17 protein-coding genes and 2 pseudogenes are annotated in these 19,502 nt (G+C 61.3%); 11 read left to right on the top strand and 8 right to left on the bottom strand.

Going from position 1 to position 19,502, the window contains the following annotated elements; all coding sequences use genetic code 11:
- Positions 1–10 precede the first annotated feature (10 nt).
- The gene (locus C7I85_RS28595; protein ID WP_106727393.1) at positions 11–1,219 is read left to right on the top strand and encodes an MFS transporter; all 1,209 of its coding nucleotides are present in this window, start codon (positions 11–13) and stop codon (positions 1,217–1,219) included.
- Positions 1,220–1,230: 11 nt separating this feature from the next.
- Positions 1,231–1,614: a nuclear transport factor 2 family protein gene (locus tag C7I85_RS28590; protein ID WP_106727392.1), complete on the top strand. Its 384-nt coding sequence runs from the start codon at positions 1,231–1,233 to the stop codon at positions 1,612–1,614.
- A 709-nt stretch (positions 1,615–2,323) separates the two neighbouring features.
- Here the strand turns inward: C7I85_RS28590 and C7I85_RS28580 are convergent.
- The 3 genes and pseudogenes from C7I85_RS28580 to C7I85_RS28570 all read right to left on the bottom strand — a co-directional run bounded on the left by C7I85_RS28580 (position 2,324) and on the right by C7I85_RS28570 (position 5,891).
- Complete coding sequence (locus tag C7I85_RS28580) at positions 2,324–3,382, bottom strand: HAD family hydrolase (protein ID WP_210203102.1); 1,059 nt, start codon at positions 3,380–3,382, stop codon at positions 2,324–2,326.
- A 281-nt stretch (positions 3,383–3,663) separates the two neighbouring features.
- Positions 3,664–4,044: pseudogene (locus tag C7I85_RS28575) on the bottom strand (sulfatase-like hydrolase/transferase); the annotation flags it as partial.
- A gap of 641 nt (positions 4,045–4,685) precedes the next feature.
- Positions 4,686–5,891, bottom strand: a complete 1,206-nt coding sequence (locus C7I85_RS28570) for a M14 family metallopeptidase (RefSeq protein ID WP_106727407.1) — start codon at positions 5,889–5,891, stop codon at positions 4,686–4,688.
- A gap of 442 nt (positions 5,892–6,333) precedes the next feature.
- On the opposite strand from C7I85_RS28570, the gene C7I85_RS28565 reads away from it, so the two are divergent.
- The 7 genes from C7I85_RS28565 (at position 6,334) to C7I85_RS28535 (ending at position 14,521) form a co-directional block, all read left to right on the top strand.
- Complete coding sequence (locus C7I85_RS28565) at positions 6,334–8,343, top strand: CocE/NonD family hydrolase (RefSeq protein ID WP_106727391.1); 2,010 nt, start codon at positions 6,334–6,336, stop codon at positions 8,341–8,343.
- A gap of 15 nt (positions 8,344–8,358) precedes the next feature.
- Positions 8,359–9,309 carry an ABC transporter permease gene (locus C7I85_RS28560; protein WP_106727390.1) on the top strand — a complete coding sequence of 317 codons (951 nt, stop codon included), beginning with the start codon at positions 8,359–8,361 and terminating at the stop codon, positions 9,307–9,309.
- Positions 9,302–10,180 carry an ABC transporter permease gene (locus tag C7I85_RS28555; RefSeq protein ID WP_181257441.1) on the top strand — a complete coding sequence of 293 codons (879 nt, stop codon included), beginning with the start codon at positions 9,302–9,304 and terminating at the stop codon, positions 10,178–10,180. The genes C7I85_RS28560 and C7I85_RS28555 overlap by 8 nt, the downstream gene beginning before the upstream one ends.
- Positions 10,177–11,142: an ABC transporter ATP-binding protein gene (locus C7I85_RS28550; protein WP_106727388.1), complete on the top strand. Its 966-nt coding sequence runs from the start codon at positions 10,177–10,179 to the stop codon at positions 11,140–11,142. Before C7I85_RS28555 ends, C7I85_RS28550 begins: the two co-directional genes overlap by 4 nt.
- Complete coding sequence (locus tag C7I85_RS28545; RefSeq protein ID WP_106727387.1) at positions 11,139–12,164, top strand: oligopeptide/dipeptide ABC transporter ATP-binding protein; 1,026 nt, start codon at positions 11,139–11,141, stop codon at positions 12,162–12,164. Before C7I85_RS28550 ends, C7I85_RS28545 begins: the two co-directional genes overlap by 4 nt.
- A 1-nt stretch (position 12,165) precedes the next feature.
- The gene (locus tag C7I85_RS28540; protein ID WP_106727386.1) at positions 12,166–13,728 is read left to right on the top strand and encodes an ABC transporter substrate-binding protein; all 1,563 of its coding nucleotides are present in this window, start codon (positions 12,166–12,168) and stop codon (positions 13,726–13,728) included.
- A 208-nt stretch (positions 13,729–13,936) separates the two neighbouring features.
- Entirely contained in the window at positions 13,937–14,521 is a 585-nt protein-coding gene (locus C7I85_RS28535; protein ID WP_245445149.1) for a TetR family transcriptional regulator C-terminal domain-containing protein, read from the top strand.
- 11 nt (positions 14,522–14,532) lie between these two features.
- Here C7I85_RS28535 and C7I85_RS28530 read toward each other — a convergent pair whose 3' ends face one another.
- From C7I85_RS28530 to C7I85_RS28520, 3 genes are read right to left on the bottom strand one after another with little or no spacing between them, the layout of a single operon-like run.
- Positions 14,533–16,071: a trimethylamine methyltransferase family protein gene (locus C7I85_RS28530; RefSeq protein ID WP_106727384.1), complete on the bottom strand. Its 1,539-nt coding sequence runs from the start codon at positions 16,069–16,071 to the stop codon at positions 14,533–14,535.
- The gene (locus tag C7I85_RS28525) at positions 16,011–18,140 is read right to left on the bottom strand and encodes an FAD-dependent oxidoreductase (RefSeq protein ID WP_106727406.1); all 2,130 of its coding nucleotides are present in this window, start codon (positions 18,138–18,140) and stop codon (positions 16,011–16,013) included. Before C7I85_RS28525 ends, C7I85_RS28530 begins: the two co-directional genes overlap by 61 nt.
- A gap of 32 nt (positions 18,141–18,172) precedes the next feature.
- Positions 18,173–18,514, bottom strand: coding sequence for a hypothetical protein (locus C7I85_RS28520; RefSeq protein ID WP_106727383.1), 342 nt, complete (start codon positions 18,512–18,514; stop codon positions 18,173–18,175).
- Here C7I85_RS28520 and C7I85_RS32405 point away from each other — a divergent pair.
- Both C7I85_RS32405 and C7I85_RS28515 read left to right on the top strand, forming a co-directional pair.
- Positions 18,489–18,560 carry a hypothetical protein gene (locus C7I85_RS32405; RefSeq protein WP_428832923.1) on the top strand — a complete coding sequence of 24 codons (72 nt, stop codon included), beginning with the start codon at positions 18,489–18,491 and terminating at the stop codon, positions 18,558–18,560. The genes C7I85_RS28520 and C7I85_RS32405 overlap by 26 nt on opposite strands.
- A gap of 122 nt (positions 18,561–18,682) precedes the next feature.
- Positions 18,683–18,985: a Fic family protein gene (locus C7I85_RS28515; protein ID WP_106727382.1), complete on the top strand. Its 303-nt coding sequence runs from the start codon at positions 18,683–18,685 to the stop codon at positions 18,983–18,985.
- Here the strand turns inward: C7I85_RS28515 and C7I85_RS31905 are convergent.
- Positions 18,975–19,174 (bottom strand): annotated as a pseudogene (locus tag C7I85_RS31905) (prevent-host-death protein); the annotation flags it as partial. The gene C7I85_RS28515 and the pseudogene C7I85_RS31905 overlap by 11 nt on opposite strands.
- A 91-nt stretch (positions 19,175–19,265) precedes the next feature.
- Positions 19,266–19,502, bottom strand: a 237-nt coding sequence (locus C7I85_RS31440; protein WP_210203100.1) for a hypothetical protein, incomplete at its 5' end; no start/stop codon positions are given.

Here is a 19,502-nt window from a genome sequence, read left to right as displayed (position 1 = left end):
GGAGGGCGACATGACCGAGCGCTCGACAAACATCTGCCTTCGCATTTTGAGCCTTTCCTATTTCACGATGGGAACCGGCACGCTCGCCATCGTCGGCACGCTGCCCGAGATCGCGGCATCGCTCTCCCTTGAGCGCGGCGCTGTCGCGATGCTGGTTTCGGTGCTCGCCGTCACCTTCGCAGTCAGCGCGCCCGGATTGCAGATGGTCGCCGGCCAATGGCCGCGCCGGACATTGATCCTGATCGGGCTTGCTCTCATGGCCGTCGGCGCTTTCGGCACTGCGCTCGCGCCGAACTACGCAGTATTGCTCGCCGCTCGTGTCTGCGCCGGCCTCGGTGCCGCCGCGATCGGACCAGTCGCATCCGCGCTTGGCGCGAGCCTGGTCGCGCAGGAGCGTCAGGGGCACGCGCTCGCCGTCGTTTTCAGCGGCATGACGATTGCCTCTGTTCTCGGCGTGCCGCTTTCGGCATGGGGCGGGGCGTCGCTTGGGTGGCGACCGACCTTTGCCCTGATCGGTGTCGCGACGCTCATCGTGGCTGGCCTGATCGCGATCCTTGTCGACAACCGCGAGGGCGGCGAGCGCGTTCGTCCGAGCGATCTGGCCGCTATCGCCGGACGCCTGGCGACCGCCGCCGGCATCGCCGTGATGGTGCTGGAAATGTCCGGCGTGTTCGTCACCTACACCATGATCACGCTGATCCTACGTGACCGTTTCGGCGCTGGACCCGAGGCCGTGTCAACAGCGCTGATGATCTTCGGCCTTGCCGGCATCGGCGGGAACTACGTCGCGCGATGGGTTTCCCAACGCTGGTCTGCAAACCGCGCCGTCACGGTTGCGCTCACGACGCTAACCCTCGTGTTCGCGACTCTCTTCCTCGCGCCCGCCTGGTATCCGGCAGCTCTCGCATTGCTGATCGTGTGGGCCACGGCAAGCGATCTTTTCATGCCCTCGCAGCAGCGCCGCATGGTCGAACTTGCACCGGAGGCGCGGGGGCTTGTGCTCGCACTCAATTCTTCCGCCATCTACGTCGGCATGGCCGCAGGATCGTTTACGGCCAGCACCCTCTATCCGGTGTTCGGACTTTCATCCCTGCCACTCGCTTCCATCAACTTTCTCGCTCTCGCGTTCGCCGCGCTCGCTTTGTCGAGCCGGGCGGCGGCGATGCCCGACAGACAACGCAAAATAAGCTGTCCAATCGAACCTGATTTCCCAATCTAAAGGAGAATGCAATGACCACTAAACTCGACGCCCACAAGACCCTCGTCGCAGACTTCTACGCCAAGGTCTGGAACGCCAAGAACCTCGGCGCGCTCGCCGACTTCGTTGCCGACGACTACATTCAGCACAATCCGCATGTCGGCAACGGTCGCGCTGCTTTGGGAGCCTTCCTCGGCCCGATGTTCAAGGCCGTGCCGGAAGGGCATTTCACCATCGCGCGCCTGATCGCCGATGACGACCTTGTCGTCGCGCATACCTTGTTCCAGGCCAACGCGGATGATCGCGGAACGGCTGTTGTCGATGTCTATCGCATCGCGAACGGACGACTGGTGGAGCATTGGGACGTCAAGGAGGCGGTCCCCGAAACCTCGTCCAATGGCAATCCGATGGTTTGACCAACGGAGCGACGCGGAGGCGGCACGCATGGCTGGTGCACACACGCCGTTATTGAGACAACAGCCTGGATCGCGAGCATGGCGGTGGGGATCGTCGCCATCAGCCGCTTTCGTGACACGCCATCGCGCGCCTGCACTGAAAGCCCATGCAGGACCGTGGCTGCCGCCTTCCACAAGGCCCAGCCGTGAGCGCGCCGCCACGTGTCTTCGTCAAAGGCAAGTGCTTGGGCGGCGCCGGCGACAAGGAAAGCGTCAGCCAAACACTCCATCCTTCCGGGCGGTTCTTTGCGCCGAACTTCAGATCAGCGAAATCGTTGGAGGGTAGGGGCTTCGGCGCGTCAGGCGTAGCCGTTGAAGTTTCCGGGATCGGCGTAGTGCTGGCGCACCTGATCCATGGTGACGTAGCCGGTGCCGAATCGGTCGACGATCGGGAACATGTAGTTGCCGTTGAAGCGAAAACTACCTTGCTCTCGTCAAACTCGCTTCAGCCAAAATCTGTATGCGCTTTAGGAGTCGGTGACCTAGTGCTGATGGACCCAAGTTCTACTGTTTCTCCCTCCATATCCGGTCCTCGCAAACTCGGCCCGCTCTGCTCGCCCGGGCGGCAACAGGGACAAAGCCGACATTCGCTCTTCTTGGACAACCGACGAACAATGCGCGCGCACGCATCTCCTTGCAGGGCGAACCCAGCCGGTGCCCCACTCCTCCTTCAATTGGCCGTTCCCTTGGCGAAGATGCGCTTCCAATCCTTCTTCATGCTGATGACCAACCAGCGGTTGATCGTGGCCTCGTCGTAGAGCCCCTGGGTGAACGTGCCGACCTTGGTGGCGGGCAGGCCCTGCGCGGGCCCATAGGCATATTCGCGCTCCGCATCGTCATGCAGCAAGAGCATGCCGAGCCGTGGCCCCTCGCCTGCTGTGGTGTACTCCAGCATCTGCCTGTCGCCCGTAGAATTGCCGACTGCAACCACCGGGCGCCGCCCGATCATGAGATGGATTCCTTCCGGCTTGCCGGCGTCGTTGTCGTTCAGCAATAGCTTGGGCTCTTTCGTCAGGATAGGCCGGCCGTCCTTGTCGTAGCCAAACTTCGTCCCTCCTGCCGTACCGACCACCTGCTCCGGCGGGATGCCGTAGGTGGCCTCAGAGTAGACCCGGACAAAGTCCTGGCCGCCGCCGGTGACGATATAGGTTTTGTAGCCGTTGGTGCGCATGTAGCTCAAAACCTCCTGCATGGGCTGGTAGGTGAGCTCGGTATAGGGGCGCTTCCAGCGCGAATCCTTGGCGGTCGCGAGCCACTTCTGGACCTCGGCCTTGAAATCGTCGACGGTCATGCCTGTCAGCGTGGCCTCGAGGAGCTTCTCCAGATCCGCCATCGGCAGCTTGGCGATCGCTTCGCGGTCGCCCGTCAGCACCGTTTTGAACGGTTCGACCTCCTTCAGCTCCGGCTTAGAGGCGACCAGCGTCGGCACGCGGTCGAGGCAGAAGATCACTTGGCTGTACATCGGGTGCTCGACCCATAGCGTGCCGTCCTGATCAAAGGCGGCGATCCGGTCGGCCGGCGGCACGAAGTCTGGACTGCCCTCCTGGCTGGTCGCGGCTACGAAACTGAGGATCGCCTGTTTTACCGCCCCGTTGTTCCAGGACGGCAACGGGTCGTCCTGCGCCTGCGCGGGCCATGCCGACCACATCGCGCCAGTTGAAACCAGCACCGCAGCCAGCGTCATGATCAGCTTGCGTCGAGTGATCTCGAAGCGATCGAGCATTTCCATGTGACGTCTCCCTATAGGTGGTCCGCCGTTCAAGCCTACCCAAATCATGGATTCAGTGCGGATAGAGCTGACACTGTCTCGCTGTTCGCCCCTCGACTCTTGTTGAGCCAGTTGCGCCTTGCCTGCGAGACGGCGTTGAGCAGGTCGCTCGGCTGCCAACCAGACTGATCATCTCGGTGGCCAAACCGACCCAGGAAAGAACCGCGAGAGCAAGCAGAGCACCAACCGTCCAGATTAGATCGAGCTTCCATCCGGCGGGATCGGCTGAAACGGGTTGTTCCGGCGATGGTGACGTCACGGTCCTGAATGCCGACGGGAGCGCCCAGCACACCTACCTTGGAGAGCCCCGTCCGCCATGCCGTTTGGCCGGTAATGAAGGTCGAGCGGCCGGCCGTGCAACTGTTCTCGCCATAGTAGACGGTGAAAAGAATGCCCTCATTAGCGATGCGGTCGATATTCGGTGTCTGATAGCCCACCAGCCCACGCGAGTTGGTCTGGCCGACATCGTCGCCGAAGATGACGAGGATGTTGGGCTTTGCCGCCTCCTGCGCGTAGGCGACATCTATGCCTGAAGAGGGAGAAAGTACCGCGCCTGCCGTAAGCGACGTGGCGGCGGCAAGCGCCATCGTCCCCATTCTCAATCTGCTGAGCATCTCAAGCATCCTGAACAAAGCCTGCACTATGTCCCAGCCGACCGGCGACCAATGTCCGCGACCGGTAACTAGTGCCGAGTCGGATTTGGGGAAGTTCTTTTGTTCAAAGGCTTGCGCGGTCAGCGCGATCGCAAATTTGCGAGATGTGGATTTCTTTCCGGCAGGATGTCGAACGCCGATATCATGTTAGCTGCCAGGCATGCAGCCGTCATTGTTTGGGCTGCTTTTACGGAACCGTCAGCCCCTCGCGCCAGATCCGCTCGACCGATTGCGGTTCACGCCGCAGCCTGATGCTTCGCAGTGGAAAAAGCTCACAAACTTGTCAGTCAAGCGAAGCCGAATAAACGGCGGCCTTCGGGAAACCCCAACAACTCGCGAATGGCCGACATAGGCGCGGTTGCCGCCCGACAGCTTGGGGCCAAAAGCACCCTGACGGCTTGCGGCGTCCGAGCAGCAATAAGGGACATTGAGGCAGGACGAATAAATACAGCCCAATGCGGCGGTTCCGGGAAGTGGACACCGAACGTCTCGAATGGCATTCGAAACCACCGTTGGCCAAAGAAATCCGCGCAAGACCGTTCGGAGATGCGAAGGTTTGACCGAAGAGAACATTCGGACGTCTCTCCCGAAGATCACCTCGCGCAGGTGAACTACTCGGGATAGGCTTCAACGCTCTCTGCTGCTGTCGCCTTATTGAAGAGGATAAATACCAGGGGGTTGCCGGGCTCAGACATTGCATCGCTCCGCTGGCCCGTTATCTCTCCAGCCACGCTGCTTGTATACTCTGCAACCACTTCGCCGAAATTATTGCGCTGGACGGCCACCTTCTGCCCGGCGTTGACCTTGTCGTTGAGCTTGACCAGATGCTCGACTAACCCGCCCTGAGTTGCCAGAATCGGGAACGCACTGTTGCCGACAAAAACATCCAGGTCCTTGCCTGTACGTCCCATTGGCCCGGCAACGATGCCGTGATGCTTGAGGACGTTCATAGTGCCTTCCACGAACAAAGAGATCTTTCCGGGGTCCAGGACCCGAGCAGCACCAATCTCCGGTGTGAAGGACGGGATGCCTACGTCAACAAACGCGTTGTGAAGGACACCGGGATACACATGATTGTCGAAGATCTGGCCGACTGGGTATAGGTCCACCATCGCCTTGATCTCGGGCACATCCATGCCGGCGATATTGAATGCAGTGACGTCGAATCCGGTTGTCCCGGTGTGAAAGTCGATTGCGAAGTCGGCGTTCGGCCGAAGGAGTCGGTTGAACAGGAGCCCCGCGTGCCGGCTGGCCGCGGTGGCGCCATTCTCGTTCCCGGGCCACTCCCGATTCATATCGATCAGATCCATGCCCCTGCCCGAATTGGGCCATCTGCGCTGCATGCTTTCCATGGCTGGGCGGGACACGTCTGTGACTGCCATCACCGTACCCGACATCTCCACCGGGTCGAGTTGGTCCATCACTTTCTGAACCGTATGCACAGAACTCATCTCGTCGCCATGTACACCGCTAACCAGGACGACGCGCTTGCCCGGCTTTGCTCCCTTGGCGACCGTCACAGACACATACCAGTGCTGTCCGGTGGGCATCTCAACGCCTTGAAAATACAAAAAGTGCTTCTGCCCGGGTTCTAGGTCGTTGACGTCGAGCCGGCTGACAACTTTCTTTCCTTCGATCACACCGCCGGTATAGACCGTCCCTTGCGGTGCTGACGCCGCGTCGTCAGAGGATGCCGCTGTGTCTTGGGCTGTCGCGGGGCCTGCGTTGCGGGCGAGAACAGCCGTAGCGCCGACGGTGGCAATAGATGCAATCATGAAGTCGCGACGATCGAGGCCTTCTTTAGGTTTTTCCGACATCATGAGGTCCTTTGTCATTGTGAAAGGCAATGTACGGACAACGGCAGTCACATCGGTCGCAAAGATCCCGCGCGACTTCAAACTACGGGTTTGCTGCTGAGCTCGCAACTTCTTTCCCCATTTGCCGACCTTGACGTAAGAGACAACGATACCGCGTCGCAGCAGTATCTTCTCGACGTGACGAACGCTGAGTGGAAGTCGGTAATACAGCCACACCATGGGCGATGATCTGAGCCGGGAAACGATGGTGCTTGTGGCTGGCGGCGGGCGAGTTCATCCTAGCACGTTATCCCAAACAGCGCTGGCAACCGCTTGAGTTGATAACGCCGTCAGGCCAGTTCTGGCGCCCGAGCAAAAAAGACGGCTACTGTTGATGCCTCGGTTGCTTGTCGGATGTTCTTGTTGTACGAATTTTCAACAAGGGCATCTGGACACTTCCGGCATGGTACGAACCGAGTATCCGTTTCTTGTCGAAACCGTGGATCCGTTCTGGATCACGCTGGCCGATGGCGCTCGGATCGCAGCGACCTTGTGGCGTCCGAAGACAGACACGCGGGTGCCACTCGTCGTCGAGATGGTGCCATATCGCCGCCGCGACGGCACTTTGGGGCGGGACATCGACATCCATCCCTACCTTGCCGGGCATGGCATTGCCTGCGTCCGTATCGATATTCGCGGCTCCGGCGATTCCGATGGCGATCTGGCGGACGAATATCTACCGCGCGAGCAGGAGGACGCCTGCGAGATCATCGCGCATTTCGCTGCTCAGCCCTGGTGCAATGGCAATGTCGGCATGACCGGCATTTCCTGGGGCGGCTTCAATGCGCTCCAGGTCGCCGCGAGAAGACCTCCAGCGCTGAAGGCCATCATCACGCTATGCGCCAGTGACGATCGCTATGCCGACGACATCCACTATATGGGCGGCGCGCTCCTGACCGAGCAGGAGATGTGGTCGAACTTCATGCTGGTGAAGAAGGCGATGGCGCCCGATCCACAAATCGTCGGAGAGGCCTGGCGAGCCATATGGGAGAGCCGCCTTGCTGCCACGACCTCGCTGTCGGAAATCTGGCTGGCCCATCAGCGCCGCGACGACTATTGGCGTCAGGGGTCGGTCTGCGAGGACTATTCCGCGATCCAATGCGCGGTCATGGCGGTGTGCGGGTGGGAAGACAGCTATTCCAATTTCGTCCCTCGTCTGCTCGAAAATCTACCAGGTCCGAAACTCGGCATCGTCGGCCCGTGGTCGCATGTCTATCCTTGTCGGGGCGCGCCTGGGCCGTTGATCGGCTATCTCCAGGAGGCGCTACGCTGGTGGCGGTACTGGCTCGCTGGCGAAGACACCGGCATTATGGCCGAGCCGCTTTACCGCGTCTGGATTTCGGCTGAGGAACGGCCGCAACCCTTTTATCTGCCCAATCATGCCGGCCGCTGGGCCGCGGAAGAAAAATGGCCCTCGCCGCGCATCGAGCGCCGTAGACTCCATCTCAACGCGACGGGTCTTGGTGAAGAGGCCATTGCCGGTAGGTTCCTCTCTGTGCGTTCGCCGGCAACCGCCGGACGTGACTGCGGCCGCTGGGGCGGTTATGGCGGAAGCTGCCCGGACATGGCGATCGACCAACGGCGCGAGGACGGCCTGGCGCTGTGTTTCGACACGCCGCCGCTTGACGAAGATCTGACACTGCTCGGCGCGCCCGAGGTCGACCTGCTCGTCACCGTCGACCAGCCGCACGTCAACCTTGCGGTCCGGCTCTGCGATGTCTATCCGGACGGCACCTCGGCGCTGATGACCTATGGCGTGCTCAATCTCAGCCACCGCGACAGCCACGAGCATCCCGAACCTTGTCCGGTCGGAGCGCCGTTTAGGATCCGACTGAAGCTCAACGATTTCGCCCGCACGGTGCCTAAAGGCCACCGCATCCGGTTGGCGCTGGCCAACCAGCATTGGCCCATCCTCTGGCCGCAGCCAAGCCTGTCGACATTATCGGTCGCCACCAGCGACAGTACCCTGATCCTTCCTATCCGCCCGCTGTCGCCTCTGGACCGCGACGTAGGCTTCGAACAAGCGGAGACCGCGCCGCCGGTTCCGGCCACGGTTCTGCAAGATGGTTTCGACCGCCGGGTTGTTACCGACGATGTCGGCAGCGGCGTGCAGACCATCGCGTTGGTTTCCGACCATGGCTGCACCCGCTACGACGACCGCAGTATCACCGTTTCCTCCGCAAACAGCGATACGATGAGCATCCGCAGCGACGATCCTCTTTCGGCAAAACTCGTCACGGAATATCGCTGGGCCGTCGCCAGCGCCGAAGCCGATATGGAGAGCATGGCGCGTACCGAACTAACGGCCGACGCGACGCACTTTCATTTGAGTTGGCTGCTCGAGGCCCGAGAACGAGGCCGACTTGTCCACAGCGCCTCGGCGACGCGGCGCATCAGGCGTGATTTCGCCTGAGGAAGGCCAGGGACCATGCTCACATATGCAATCAAGCGCATTGGTCTCGGTCTCCTGATCCTCACCTTCGTCATGGTCGTCATGTATACGGCCGTGTTCCTCGTGCCCGGCGATCCGGCGAGTGTGGCGCTCGGGCCGCGCGCCACGCCAGAGCTGAAGAAGATGCTGATCGAGCGCATGGGACTCGATCAGCCGGTGTGGTGGCAGATCGTAGAGTTCTTCCGCAATGCGCTCACCGGCAACCTCGGCTACGACGTCTGGTCGAACCGACCTGTCTCCACCCTTGTCATGGAAGCCCTGCCCAACACGCTGGTGCTTGGGGTCACGTCGCTAGCTGCCGCCCTTCTCATAGGCGTTCCACTCGGATGTCTGTCGGTGGTGCGGCGCGGCACTGCCGCCGACGCCATCATAGGAGTCCTGTCTGTCGGCGTCATCGCGGTGCCGTCGTTCGTCGTCGCAATCTATTCGCTGCTACTCTTCGCCGTGACATTGCGCTGGCTGCCGGCGATCGGCGCTGGCGAAACCGGCGACCTCGTCAGCCAGGCCAAGGCGCTCGTCATGCCGGCGCTTGCCATCGCGCTCGGCTGGATCGGTTACATCGCCCGCATGGTGCGCGCCTCGATGATGGAAGTGATGGGCGAGCCGCACATCCGTACGGCGCGCTCCTTCGGCCTGCCTGAATGGAAAATCGTGTCGAAATACGCCTTGCGCATCGCCATCATCCCGACCATCTCGCTGGTCGCCGTGGGGCTGGGCAGTATCCTTTCCAGCGCCGTCTTCGTCGAGGCGGTGTTTGCCCGGCCAGGCATCGGCAGGCTCGTCACTGACGCCGTCAACACCCGCAACTATCCGGTCGTCATGGGTACGGTGCTAATCATGACCGCCATCTATGTCTCAATCACTATCGCCGCCGATCTGCTGATTGCGCGGCTCGATCCAAGGGTTCGCGATGTCTTCCGTGACTGAAGCCCCCCCCTCCAGCTTGGGTCGACAACGGTTTGCGCCGCTGCGCGCACTGCTCGCCGATCCGTTCACCGGCGCAGCCCTCATTCTGGTGGCGGGATTTCTCATTACCGCCGCGCTCGCTCCCTGGCTCGCGCCCTATTCGCCGACCAAGATCGACGTGCTGCATAAGCTGCAGCCGCCATCGGCCGAGCATTGGTTCGGCACCGACCATCTCGGCCGCGACCTGCTTTCCCGCATTGTCTTTGGGACGCGCACCGCGCTGACGATCGCCATGGTTTCGGTGGTGATCGCCGGCGCGATCGGTCTTTTGCTCGGATTGATCGCCGGTTATGGACCCCGCTGGCTCGACGCGTTGCTGGTACTAACTTTCGACAGTCTGAATTCGCTCCCCATGATAATGTTCGCGCTCGCCATCATCACGGTGCTCGGCGCCGGAACCAGTACGCTGATCATCGTCATCGCCGCGACCTCGTTTCCGAGCTATGCGCGGCTGATCCGGGCGCAGACGCTGGCGCTGAAAAACAGCGACTACATCCTGGCCGAGCGTCTGCTCGACGCCGGAACCGTGCGCATCATCTTCGTCCATCTTTTGCCCAATGTGGTCGGACCGTTGATCATCCTACTGTCGATGGACATCCCGGTCGTCATCATGGTCGAAGCGGGCCTGAGCTTCCTCGGTCTTGGCGTTCGTCCGCCGACGCCTTCCTGGGGCAGCATCCTCTATGACGGCTACACCAGCATCCGTTCAGCACCCTTCATGGTCATCTTTGGCGGCTTTCCGTTGGTGCTCGCCACGCTCGGCTTCACCTTCCTGGGCGAGGGCCTGCGGGACTATCTCGACCCTCGCCTAAAGCTGAGGAGGCCAGCATGACGGGTTCACTTGCCGCCAGAGATCTCAGCGTTCGCTACGAGACGCTGCATGGCAGTGTCCAAGCGCTACGCCATGTCGACATCGAGGCGCATCCAGGCGAGGTGATCGGCATCGTCGGCGAAAGCGGATGCGGCAAGTCTACGCTAGTCACCGCGCTGGCCAATCTCCTACCGGCCAACGCTCGTGTCGAGGGCTCCATCGTCTATCACGGCGTCGATCTGGTCAACCTAGACGCGCACCGCCGCCGCCTCCTTCGCGGCGACGAGATCGCACTCGTCTCGCAAGACCCCATGACTGCCTTCAACCCGGTGCTGACCATCGGCGACCAGCTCGTCGACTTCCAGCATCACCGCAAAGACCTGGACCGATCGCAGAAGAAGGCAAGGATAGCCGCGATGCTTACGCGCGTCGGCATATCGGACGCAGAGCAGCGCATGAAGAGCTATCCGCACGAATTGTCGGGCGGCATGCGCCAGCGCATGGCGATTGCCGCAGCACTTCTGACTGACCCCGGCCTGCTCATTGCCGACGAGCCGACGACCGCTCTCGACGTGACCATGGAGGCGCAGATCATTCACCTGCTGCGCGAACTGCGACGCGAATACAACGGCATCATCATCGTCGTCTCGCACCATCTTGGCGTCATCGCCGAACTCTGCGACCGGGTCTACGTGATGTATGCGGGCGAGGTAGTCGAAGGCGGCGAGGTCGACGCGATCTTCCACGACGCCCACCATCCCTACACACGGGCGCTGCTTGCATGCGATCCCGCGCGCTTTCCCGATAGGCTCGAGCGCCTGCCGACCATTCCCGGCACACTGCCCAATCTGACGGAGCCGCCGGCCGGTTGCATTTACGCATCGCGCTGCGAGCGCACCCTTGAGCCTTGCCGCAATGTGGTGCCTCCGTGCGTCAAACTCTCGGCATGCCACATCGCACGATGCCATGGGGTGTGCGGATGACCCCGCTGCTTGAGATCGAAGAACTGGCGGTGACCTTCGCCCGCGGCGGGCTGATCAACCGTCTCCTTAACCCGCTGCCGCTGCCCAGCTTCAATATTCTAGACGGTGTCACGCTGTCGGTGATGCCGGGCGAGACAATCGGACTGGTTGGCGAATCCGGTTCCGGCAAGACCACGCTGGCTCGCACCATTCTCGGGCTTGTACGCGCCGCCGCCGGGCAGATCGTCTTCGAGGGTAGAGATGTCGTGACGCAGGCCGATTTCCGTGCCATGCGCCGCAAATCGTCGATGATGTTCCAGGATCCCGTCGCTTCGCTCAGCCCGCGGCTGCGCATCGGCACCCTCCTGACCGAACCCCAGATCATTCAAGGACGGCCAATGCCGGACCGCCGCGCTGCGGCCAAGGCGTTGCTGGCGCAGGTTGGTCTGCCGGCATCGTTCGTCGACCGGTTTCCCCACGAACTCTCGGGCGGCCAGGCGCGCCGCGTCGGTGTCGCCCGCGCGCTGGCGATGAAGCCGAATCTTCTGCTCGCCGATGAGCCGACTGCCGGCCTGGACGTCTCCGTCCAGGGCGACGTCCTCAACCTGGTCGGCGAATTGCAGCGCGAACAAGGCTTCGCCGCGATGATCGTCACTCATAATCTTGCGATGATCCGCCATGTCAGCGACCGCCTCGCCATCATGTATCTCGGGAGACTGGTCGAGACCGGACCGACACAGGAGGTGTTTGCAGCACCGAAGCATCCTTACACCGCGACCCTGATTCGCTCCGAGCCGGTGCCGGACCCTCGCCAGCGCAGCTACCACCTCGCCGTCAGCGGGGAGATCCCGAGCGTGTTCAGGAGACCTTCGGGCTGCGAATTCCACACGCGTTGCCCGCTTGTTCAACCGCGCTGCCGCCTCGAGCCGCCGGCTTATCGAAGGGCGGGCGCCAACCGGATGGTGCGCTGCCATTATCCGCTGGAGACATGCGACCAAGAAAAGGAAGACTTTGCACGCGCTTCCGAGAACAAGGGGAACTGACATGACAGGATGGAACATCGACAGACGTAAATTTCTCAAGGCCGCGGGGGCGCTCGGTGCCGGGTTGATGATGCGGCCCGGCTTTGCCTGGTCAGCGGATGGCGACACGCTGCGCATCCGCATGGAAGGCGATTTGCAGACGCTCGACCCGGCTTTCATGAATGGCGGCATTGAAGACGTCATCATGCGTGGCATCTATGTGACGCTGAACCGGTTCGGCGACCTTCGAGAAGGCTCTCCCTGGGCGCCCTGGGGCGCGGAGAAGCTTGAACAAAAGGACCCAAAGACCATCGCCTTTACCCTGATCGATGGGCTGAAATGGTCCAACGGCTTTGGCGCCGTCACTGCCGACGACGTAAAATTCTCCTACGAGCGCATTGCCCATCCAGACCTCGGTTCGCCCTGGGCCTACCAGTTCGAGCAGCTTGACCATATCGAGGCCGTTGACGCGCGAAACGGCATCATTCATCTGAAAAGCCCCTACCAGCCGCTCTTCGTGGTCTCCTTGCCTTACTACGGCGGCCACATCCTTAGCCGAGTAGGCATGGAAAAAGCCGGCGGTAAGTTCACCACCGAGCCGCCCGCAACTTGCGGCCCCTATATTTTCGCCGACTGGCAGCAGAAGCAGAAGGTGACGCTTACCACCAATCCCAACTGGCCGGGGCCGAGGCCGGAGTTCGGCAAGGTCGAAATCTATATCGTCTCCGACGATCAGGCGGCGCAACTTGCTTATGAGGCCGATGCATTCGACTACACCAAGATCGCGACCTCAGCGACCAAGGCGGTCAAGGTCAGCCCCCCCGCCGACACCGCCGTTATCGAGGCGCAGTCGACGCGCTATGTCTGGCTCACCATCAACATGCTGAGCCCACGCCTGCAGGACATCAAAGTGCGCCAGGCGGTGCAGTACGGCGTCGATGTTGGCCAGATCCTGATCGGCGTCTATGACGACCTTGTTCCGCGCTCCACGGGTGTTGTTCAGCCTGGCAGCAAATTCGCGCGAGCTAAAAACCTCATTGAGGGCGCGGACTACGAAAAATCCGCCGCGCTGCTCGCCGAGGCCGGCGTCAACGACTTGACGTTGACCTTAACGGTTATGAACGATTCGATCCGCACCGCCACCGCTCAGATCATACAGGCAAGCCTCGAACAAGCCGGCATCAAGGTCGAGATCCAACCCTATGACGAGGCGGCATTCTGGGGCGTCGGCGACAAGACCCAAGGCGACGGCTACAAGAACATCGACCTCGCGCTTATGGACTTTGCCGGCGGCGTCGACCCGTCCGAAAACCTCGTCTGGTTCCGGCCGGACCAGATCGGCGCATACAACTGGTCCGGCTTTGACAGCCCCGAGTACGAGGCCGCCTATGAGGATCTCGTGGCAGAGATGGATCCGGCCAAGCGCATCGAACTTTCAAACCGAATGGAAGACTTGATGGAACAATCCGGCTGCTTCATGTTCATCTGCCACCAGCCGCTCGTCGCCATTCACAGAACGGGCCTCGAACCGGTCATCTACCCGGATGGCCACCCCAATCCGGTCCTGTTCAAGAAGAAGGCGTAATCGGCACCGCGTGGACAGTTAGGGCATAACAGACTAGACGCCTACCGGAATAGCAGGAGGGTTGGAGCCTTTCCTCTTTCGATCAAGGCGGGAAAGGCTGTAACCAGACTCGATGACAGACAATGAGACCGCAACCGCCAAGCAAAAGCGCAGTGCAAAGAAACCCAAGCCGCGCTTCAGCCGTGAACAGGCCGACGTACGCCGCGCAATGCTGATCGAAGCCGCAACGCGCTGTCTCTCGCGTGGCGGCATCGGCGCGTTCACGATCGACCGTATTTGCAGCGAAGCTAACGTCTCGCGCGGACTGATCAACCATCACTTCGACGGTCGCGACGGACTTCTGGTGGAAGTTTACAAATCTTCGCTCTATGCGACGGTGAATGCACAGGTAGCGGAGGCCAAGCGTCGACGAGCAGAAGAGTCCGGCTGGTCGCCTGAAGCTTCGCTTCATGCGCTGGTGAAGTCCAACTTTTCACCCGACTACTTCAGCCGTGACAATTTGCTGGTCTGGTTGTCGCTATGGGGTGAAATCGCGGTCAATCCACGCCTTCAGGCCGCGCATCGCGAGCTCTATGACACCTACAGGGCCGAACTCGCCGAGGAGATCGAAGCCGTCGCCACGCAGCGCGGTCGAAAGGTCGATGCCCGGGCACTTGCCCGCAACTTCATCGCGCTGGTCGATGGGCTTTGGCTGGAGTGGTCTCTCGACGAGACGATCATCACACCTGAGGCTGCCGAGGCCGCAGGGTTTGAGATGCTCGAAGTGCAGGTAGGACCATTGCGCGACGCGTGAGCAAGAACCGGTCAATTGAGCGGTGAGCCGCCCTCGCGCTTGCGACGGTCCATGTAATCTCTCAGCGCCTCATCAATGCCGGGGTCGATTGGCGGTTGTTCGTACTCGGCGACCATGCGCTTCCAGATGACATTGGCACGCTCACGCGCAGTCACCTGGCCGCGCTCCATCCAGGTGTCGTAGTTGTCCCAGTTCGACACCAGCGGTGAATAGAATGCACGCTCATAGCGCTGCATCGTGTGCGCTGCGCCGAAGAAGTGCCCAGCCGGACCGACCTCGCGCACCGCTTCGAGCGCCAATGTATCAATGTCGACCGCCGGCGGGTCGAAATAGGCCGCCATCATCTGCAGCATCTCGGCATCGATGACCAGCTTCTCAAATGATGCGGTCAGCCCGCCGCCCAGCCAACCGGCGGCGTGCAGCACCAAGTTGGCGCCGCCCATCAGGCACCCCCATAGCGACATGGCACTCTCGTAAGCCGCCTGCGCGTCGACCGAATTGGCGGCGGTTACGTTGCTGGAGCGGAAAGGAACGCCGATCAGGCGGCAAAGCTGGCCGGTGATCTGAGCCGCTTGCGTATATTCCGGGGTGCCGAAGGCAGGCGCACCGGTCTTCATGTCGACGTTTGAAGTGAAACCGCCATACATAACCGGTACACCGGGCCGCACGATCTGCGTCAGCGCTATGCCGGCCAACGCCTCGGCATGCTGCTGCGCCAATGCGCCGGCGAGCGTTACTGGGCTCATGGCCCCGGCGAGCGTGAAGGGGGTAATGACATTGACCTGGCCATGCTGGGCCAGGGTGATCAAGCCTTCAGCCATTGGGTCATCAAGCTGCAGCGGCGAATTGGTATTGATGATGCCGGTGAACACCGGCATTTCCTCTACGAGTTTTTCGCGCGTCGTGCCGAGTGAGATGGCTACCATCTCCAACGCGTCGATAGCCCTTCCCCGGCCGAGCGTCTGCGGCTGCCAGTTCTTGTCGAGCAGCGTGATCTCGGCGTAGTACAGGTCTAGATGGCGCGTGTTCTGGTGCAGATCGAGCGGCTCGAACGGCCCCCCGCCCTCCTGATGCAACACGTTGAACGACTGGATGAGCTTGAGGTAGTCGCACATTTCCGCGTAGGTGCCGGGACGACGACCGCGGTCATTGTCCATGACATAGGCCGGCCCGCCGACCGAGGAGAGGATGCAGTGCCGCCCACCGATCTTGACGTTTTTCTCTGGATTTCTGGCGCGTAGCTCGAAGGAGGACGGGACTGTGGCGATGCGCTCCATGATCATCGAGCGGTCGAAGCGCACCCGCATCTCGCTCTCGTCAACCTCGGCACCCGCCGCGCGATAGAGCTGGCGCGCCTCCGGCTTAAGCACGCGCATTCCGATCTCTTCGAGGATGGTCAGGCCCATCTCGTGGATCATTTGAACCTGATCGGCTGATAGAATCTCGATTTGAGCGTAGGGCCGCGTCAGTTGTTTCCACGGACGCTGGGCTATGGTACCGATTTCGCGCTGCGGGCGACCGGGTCTACGACGTGCCGAACTGCGTTCCATGATCTGTCTCCTGAAGGCAGGAATGGCCGCTCGCGCAGCGGCACCGCGGCCTCTGCCGGCAGGTCAAGCTGGCGGGCGAACTTGTGACCCGAATGCACGGCATCGGCGATTGAGGATGGCGCTAGACAGTCGCCGATCCGCGTGATCGACCGCAAGCCGCCGCCACGTGCGCTTTCTATCGCCATTGAAAGCTCATCGAACAATGCCTGCTCGGCGAGGCGTCCGGTCACCAGAACCAGTGTGCCGAAGTCGCGGCGCGTGATCCTACCGGTGTAGGCGCAGGCGAACTCGGCAACGCCTTCCGAAGCTGACAACAGGCTCCGCGACAGGAGCACATCGACACCGCTATCCATCAACCGCTTCTGGACGAAAAACTGCTCGTCGGTCATCTGCGTCCAGCTCGATACCACAGGCAACGGCGTAGCGATTGCGACGTCATGACCGGCGAGGCGGAATTTCTCTGCCAGAGCACCGCCCATGAAATAGTGCTCGTCGTCATAAACCAACACTGGCCCCGCGACCGCCGCGCCGGCGAATATATCGTCCGGCGTCAGGATCGACGGACAACCGGCAATTTCAGCAGGTACCTCGACACTGGACCCAACGCCATCACGCCGCCAAGTGCTACCAGTCGCAAGTACCACATGGTCGACGCCGAGGGACAGAACATCCTCAGCGCCGAGCCGGCTGCTGCGATAAATCTCGACGGTATCGTGTTTGCCCAGCATGTGAAGGCGATGGTCGCGCACCCGCGCCCATGCGCCGAGCCCCGGCAGCGTCGCTTCCCGCGAGACGCGGCCGCCAAGCACATTGCCGGCCTCTGCCAGGAGCACGCCGTAGCCGCGCTGGCCGAGCGTTTTCGCGCATTCTAGTCCCGCCGGACCGCCGCCAACAACTAGAACCCTCGCTTCCGAACCCTTCCGCGCCAGCCGTTCCGGGTGCCAGCCGCGCCGCCACTCCTCCCCAATCGTCGGGTTCTGGGTGCAACGCAGCGGCACAGCCTCGTTGTTGGCGGAGCGACAGATGTTGCAGCCAATGCACTCGCGGATTTCATCCTCGCGCCCCTCAAGTATCTTTTTCGGCAAGAAGGGGTCGGCGATCGAGGGGCGGGCCGCGCCGATGAAATCTTGAATACCGCGCCTGATCTGGCCGACCATCGTATCTGGAGAGGTAAAGCGCCCGACGCTGACGACCGGCTTTGTTGTCACCGTCTTCACGAAGGCGACATGTTCCTCCTGATAGCCTTCCAGACTGAAGCGCGACGATTTGGAATCGTTGCCGAGCGCGCCTGCGACATTGACGTCCCAGAGATCTGGCAGTTCGGCCAGCATCTCGATAATTTCGCGGCCCTCGCCTTGCGAGGTGATGCCGAAAGGTCCGTGCAGTTCATCGACCGCGAGCCGAACTGCGACCGCGCATGTCGCGCCCACCGTGTCCTTCGTGTCCTCGATCATCTCGCGCAGCAACCGCGCACGGTTCTCGAGAGAACCTCCATATTCGTCTGTACGGCGGTTAGTGCGTCCCGACAGGAACTGGAACGGCAGATAGTCGTGTCCCGCATAGCAATAGACTATGTCGAATCCGGCCTGTTTCGCGCGGATTGCCGCTTCGCGCTGCCAGCGGCGGAATTCTCGAATATCCTGCCGGTCCATCGCGCGCGCCCCGCCGGGTTGAACGAATTTGGGCGGTTGTGCCGAAGGCGCGATCATAGGCTCGCGCGTGAGCCGGTTATTGGCGTGTGCGCCGCCGTGCCAGAGTTCAACGGCCGCCAGGCTGCCATGCGCGTGAATGGCGTCCGCTGTGTGGGCAAGGTCACGAATGTCGTCCTCGTCCCATAACGACAAGAAGCCAAACGGCGAATCGTCGGAACTCGGATGTATCGAGCAGTATTCCGTCGAAACGACGCCCCATCCCCCCTCGGCCTTTACGGAACGCAGGGCGGCACTGCTTTGCGGCTTGAGATGCCCCATGCCGGTCGCATGCGGCGTCTGGTAGAAACGATTGGGAGCGGTGACTGGCCCTATCCGAACCGGCTCGAACAGTATCTCGTATCGAGGGTTACAGCCCATCGGCATTCCGGAATGGCCTTGTTGAACAAATGTCAAGCAACGCTATTCCAGTTTCGCGCAGAACGCAATGGCCGGTGAAAGACCTTCTGGACTCGGCGAAGTACCGCATCGTCGTCAGCCCGGCCATCGGTATCATTTATGGCACGCTCTACTGAGGCGAGCCCTTTGGCTTCACGCATGAGATAGCGGTCAAATTTGGCATGCAGCGCATTCTCGAAGACAACCGCAAAGCCTATACCGAACTGCGCTACAAGGAGCAGTCCTCGTCCGTCGCGGCACAGCCCCACGCCGCCTGGGCGGAAGGACATGGAGCCCACGGTCTCAATCGATGTCGGCGAGGCGAGCGGCATCTGGCGGACCGATGGCTTGCACATGGTCTACCTGCCACCGCATCTTTGTGAACAATCACATCGCGGTTGAGAGCACTTGGCCGCGATGCCTATCGTGCCAGCCCATGGTCCTGACGTTACGTTAAGCTCGAAGGAGCGCCGGCTCGGCGTCAGGCGCACGTGCGGATAATATGCCAGCTATTCTCCGCACATATGCGGAGAATATGCATGCCAATCTCCGCTCCCTCTTTCCGACCGGGCACGGGCCAGAAGCTGCGAGTGGGCGCGTGGCGTGACGATTCAGGCGAGCAGATGCAAGTCGTTTCTGGCTCTTTCGGCCACGAGAAGGTGCACTATGTTGCCCCGCCGGCCGATCGGTTGGAAGCTGAGATGTCTGCCTTTCTCGAGTGGTTTAACGCGCCGACCAAAATTGATCCTATCGTGAAGGCTGCCGTCGCGCATTTGTGGTTTGTCGCTTTGAAAGCGGTTCTTGAACCGCCAGGATTCGTTGGGTGAGCGCCAACACCTTCAGTAGCGCCAACGTCTCTTGAGTTTCCTCATAAGGGCAACATCTTGAAGCATCCCCTTCGCCTCCCGCATGCACCGTCAGGACTACCGGCGCACGATTCTCCGCTAGCGATCGAGCGCCCTCGGGCGCGTGCGCCTTGAGATAGCTGGGGGTTTCACTTGCTTTGGAAGCTTCATTACCTGAATTCCGTTTGGACCCGATAGCCGGCTAAATGGTCAATCAACGTCGATGCTTCAGCACCCTAGGCGCCAGGCAATCCGGTCTCGATCAGAACCCCGACCACTGCCACTCGTCGGACGTAGGGGTGATGGCTCCGGCGCCAATGTGCTCTGACAACTCCGCCCAGATCGGGTCCCTGGTAAAGCTTGCAATATCACCGCTTGGTCTGCCCCCTGAAAAGTGGTCCTCCCTGAAGTAGGCTCGTGAGCCGTTGGAGAGGACATTGGAATGCCCCAGAAGAAGCACAAGCCCGAAGAGATCGTCGCGAAGCTGCGCCAGGTTGAT

Origin of the sequence: Pseudaminobacter soli (ex Li et al. 2025), assembly GCF_003012705.1 — a bacterium.
GTDB lineage: Bacteria > Pseudomonadota > Alphaproteobacteria > Rhizobiales > Rhizobiaceae > Pseudaminobacter > Pseudaminobacter soli.
This window is presented reverse-complemented; position numbering and strand designations above follow the sequence as displayed.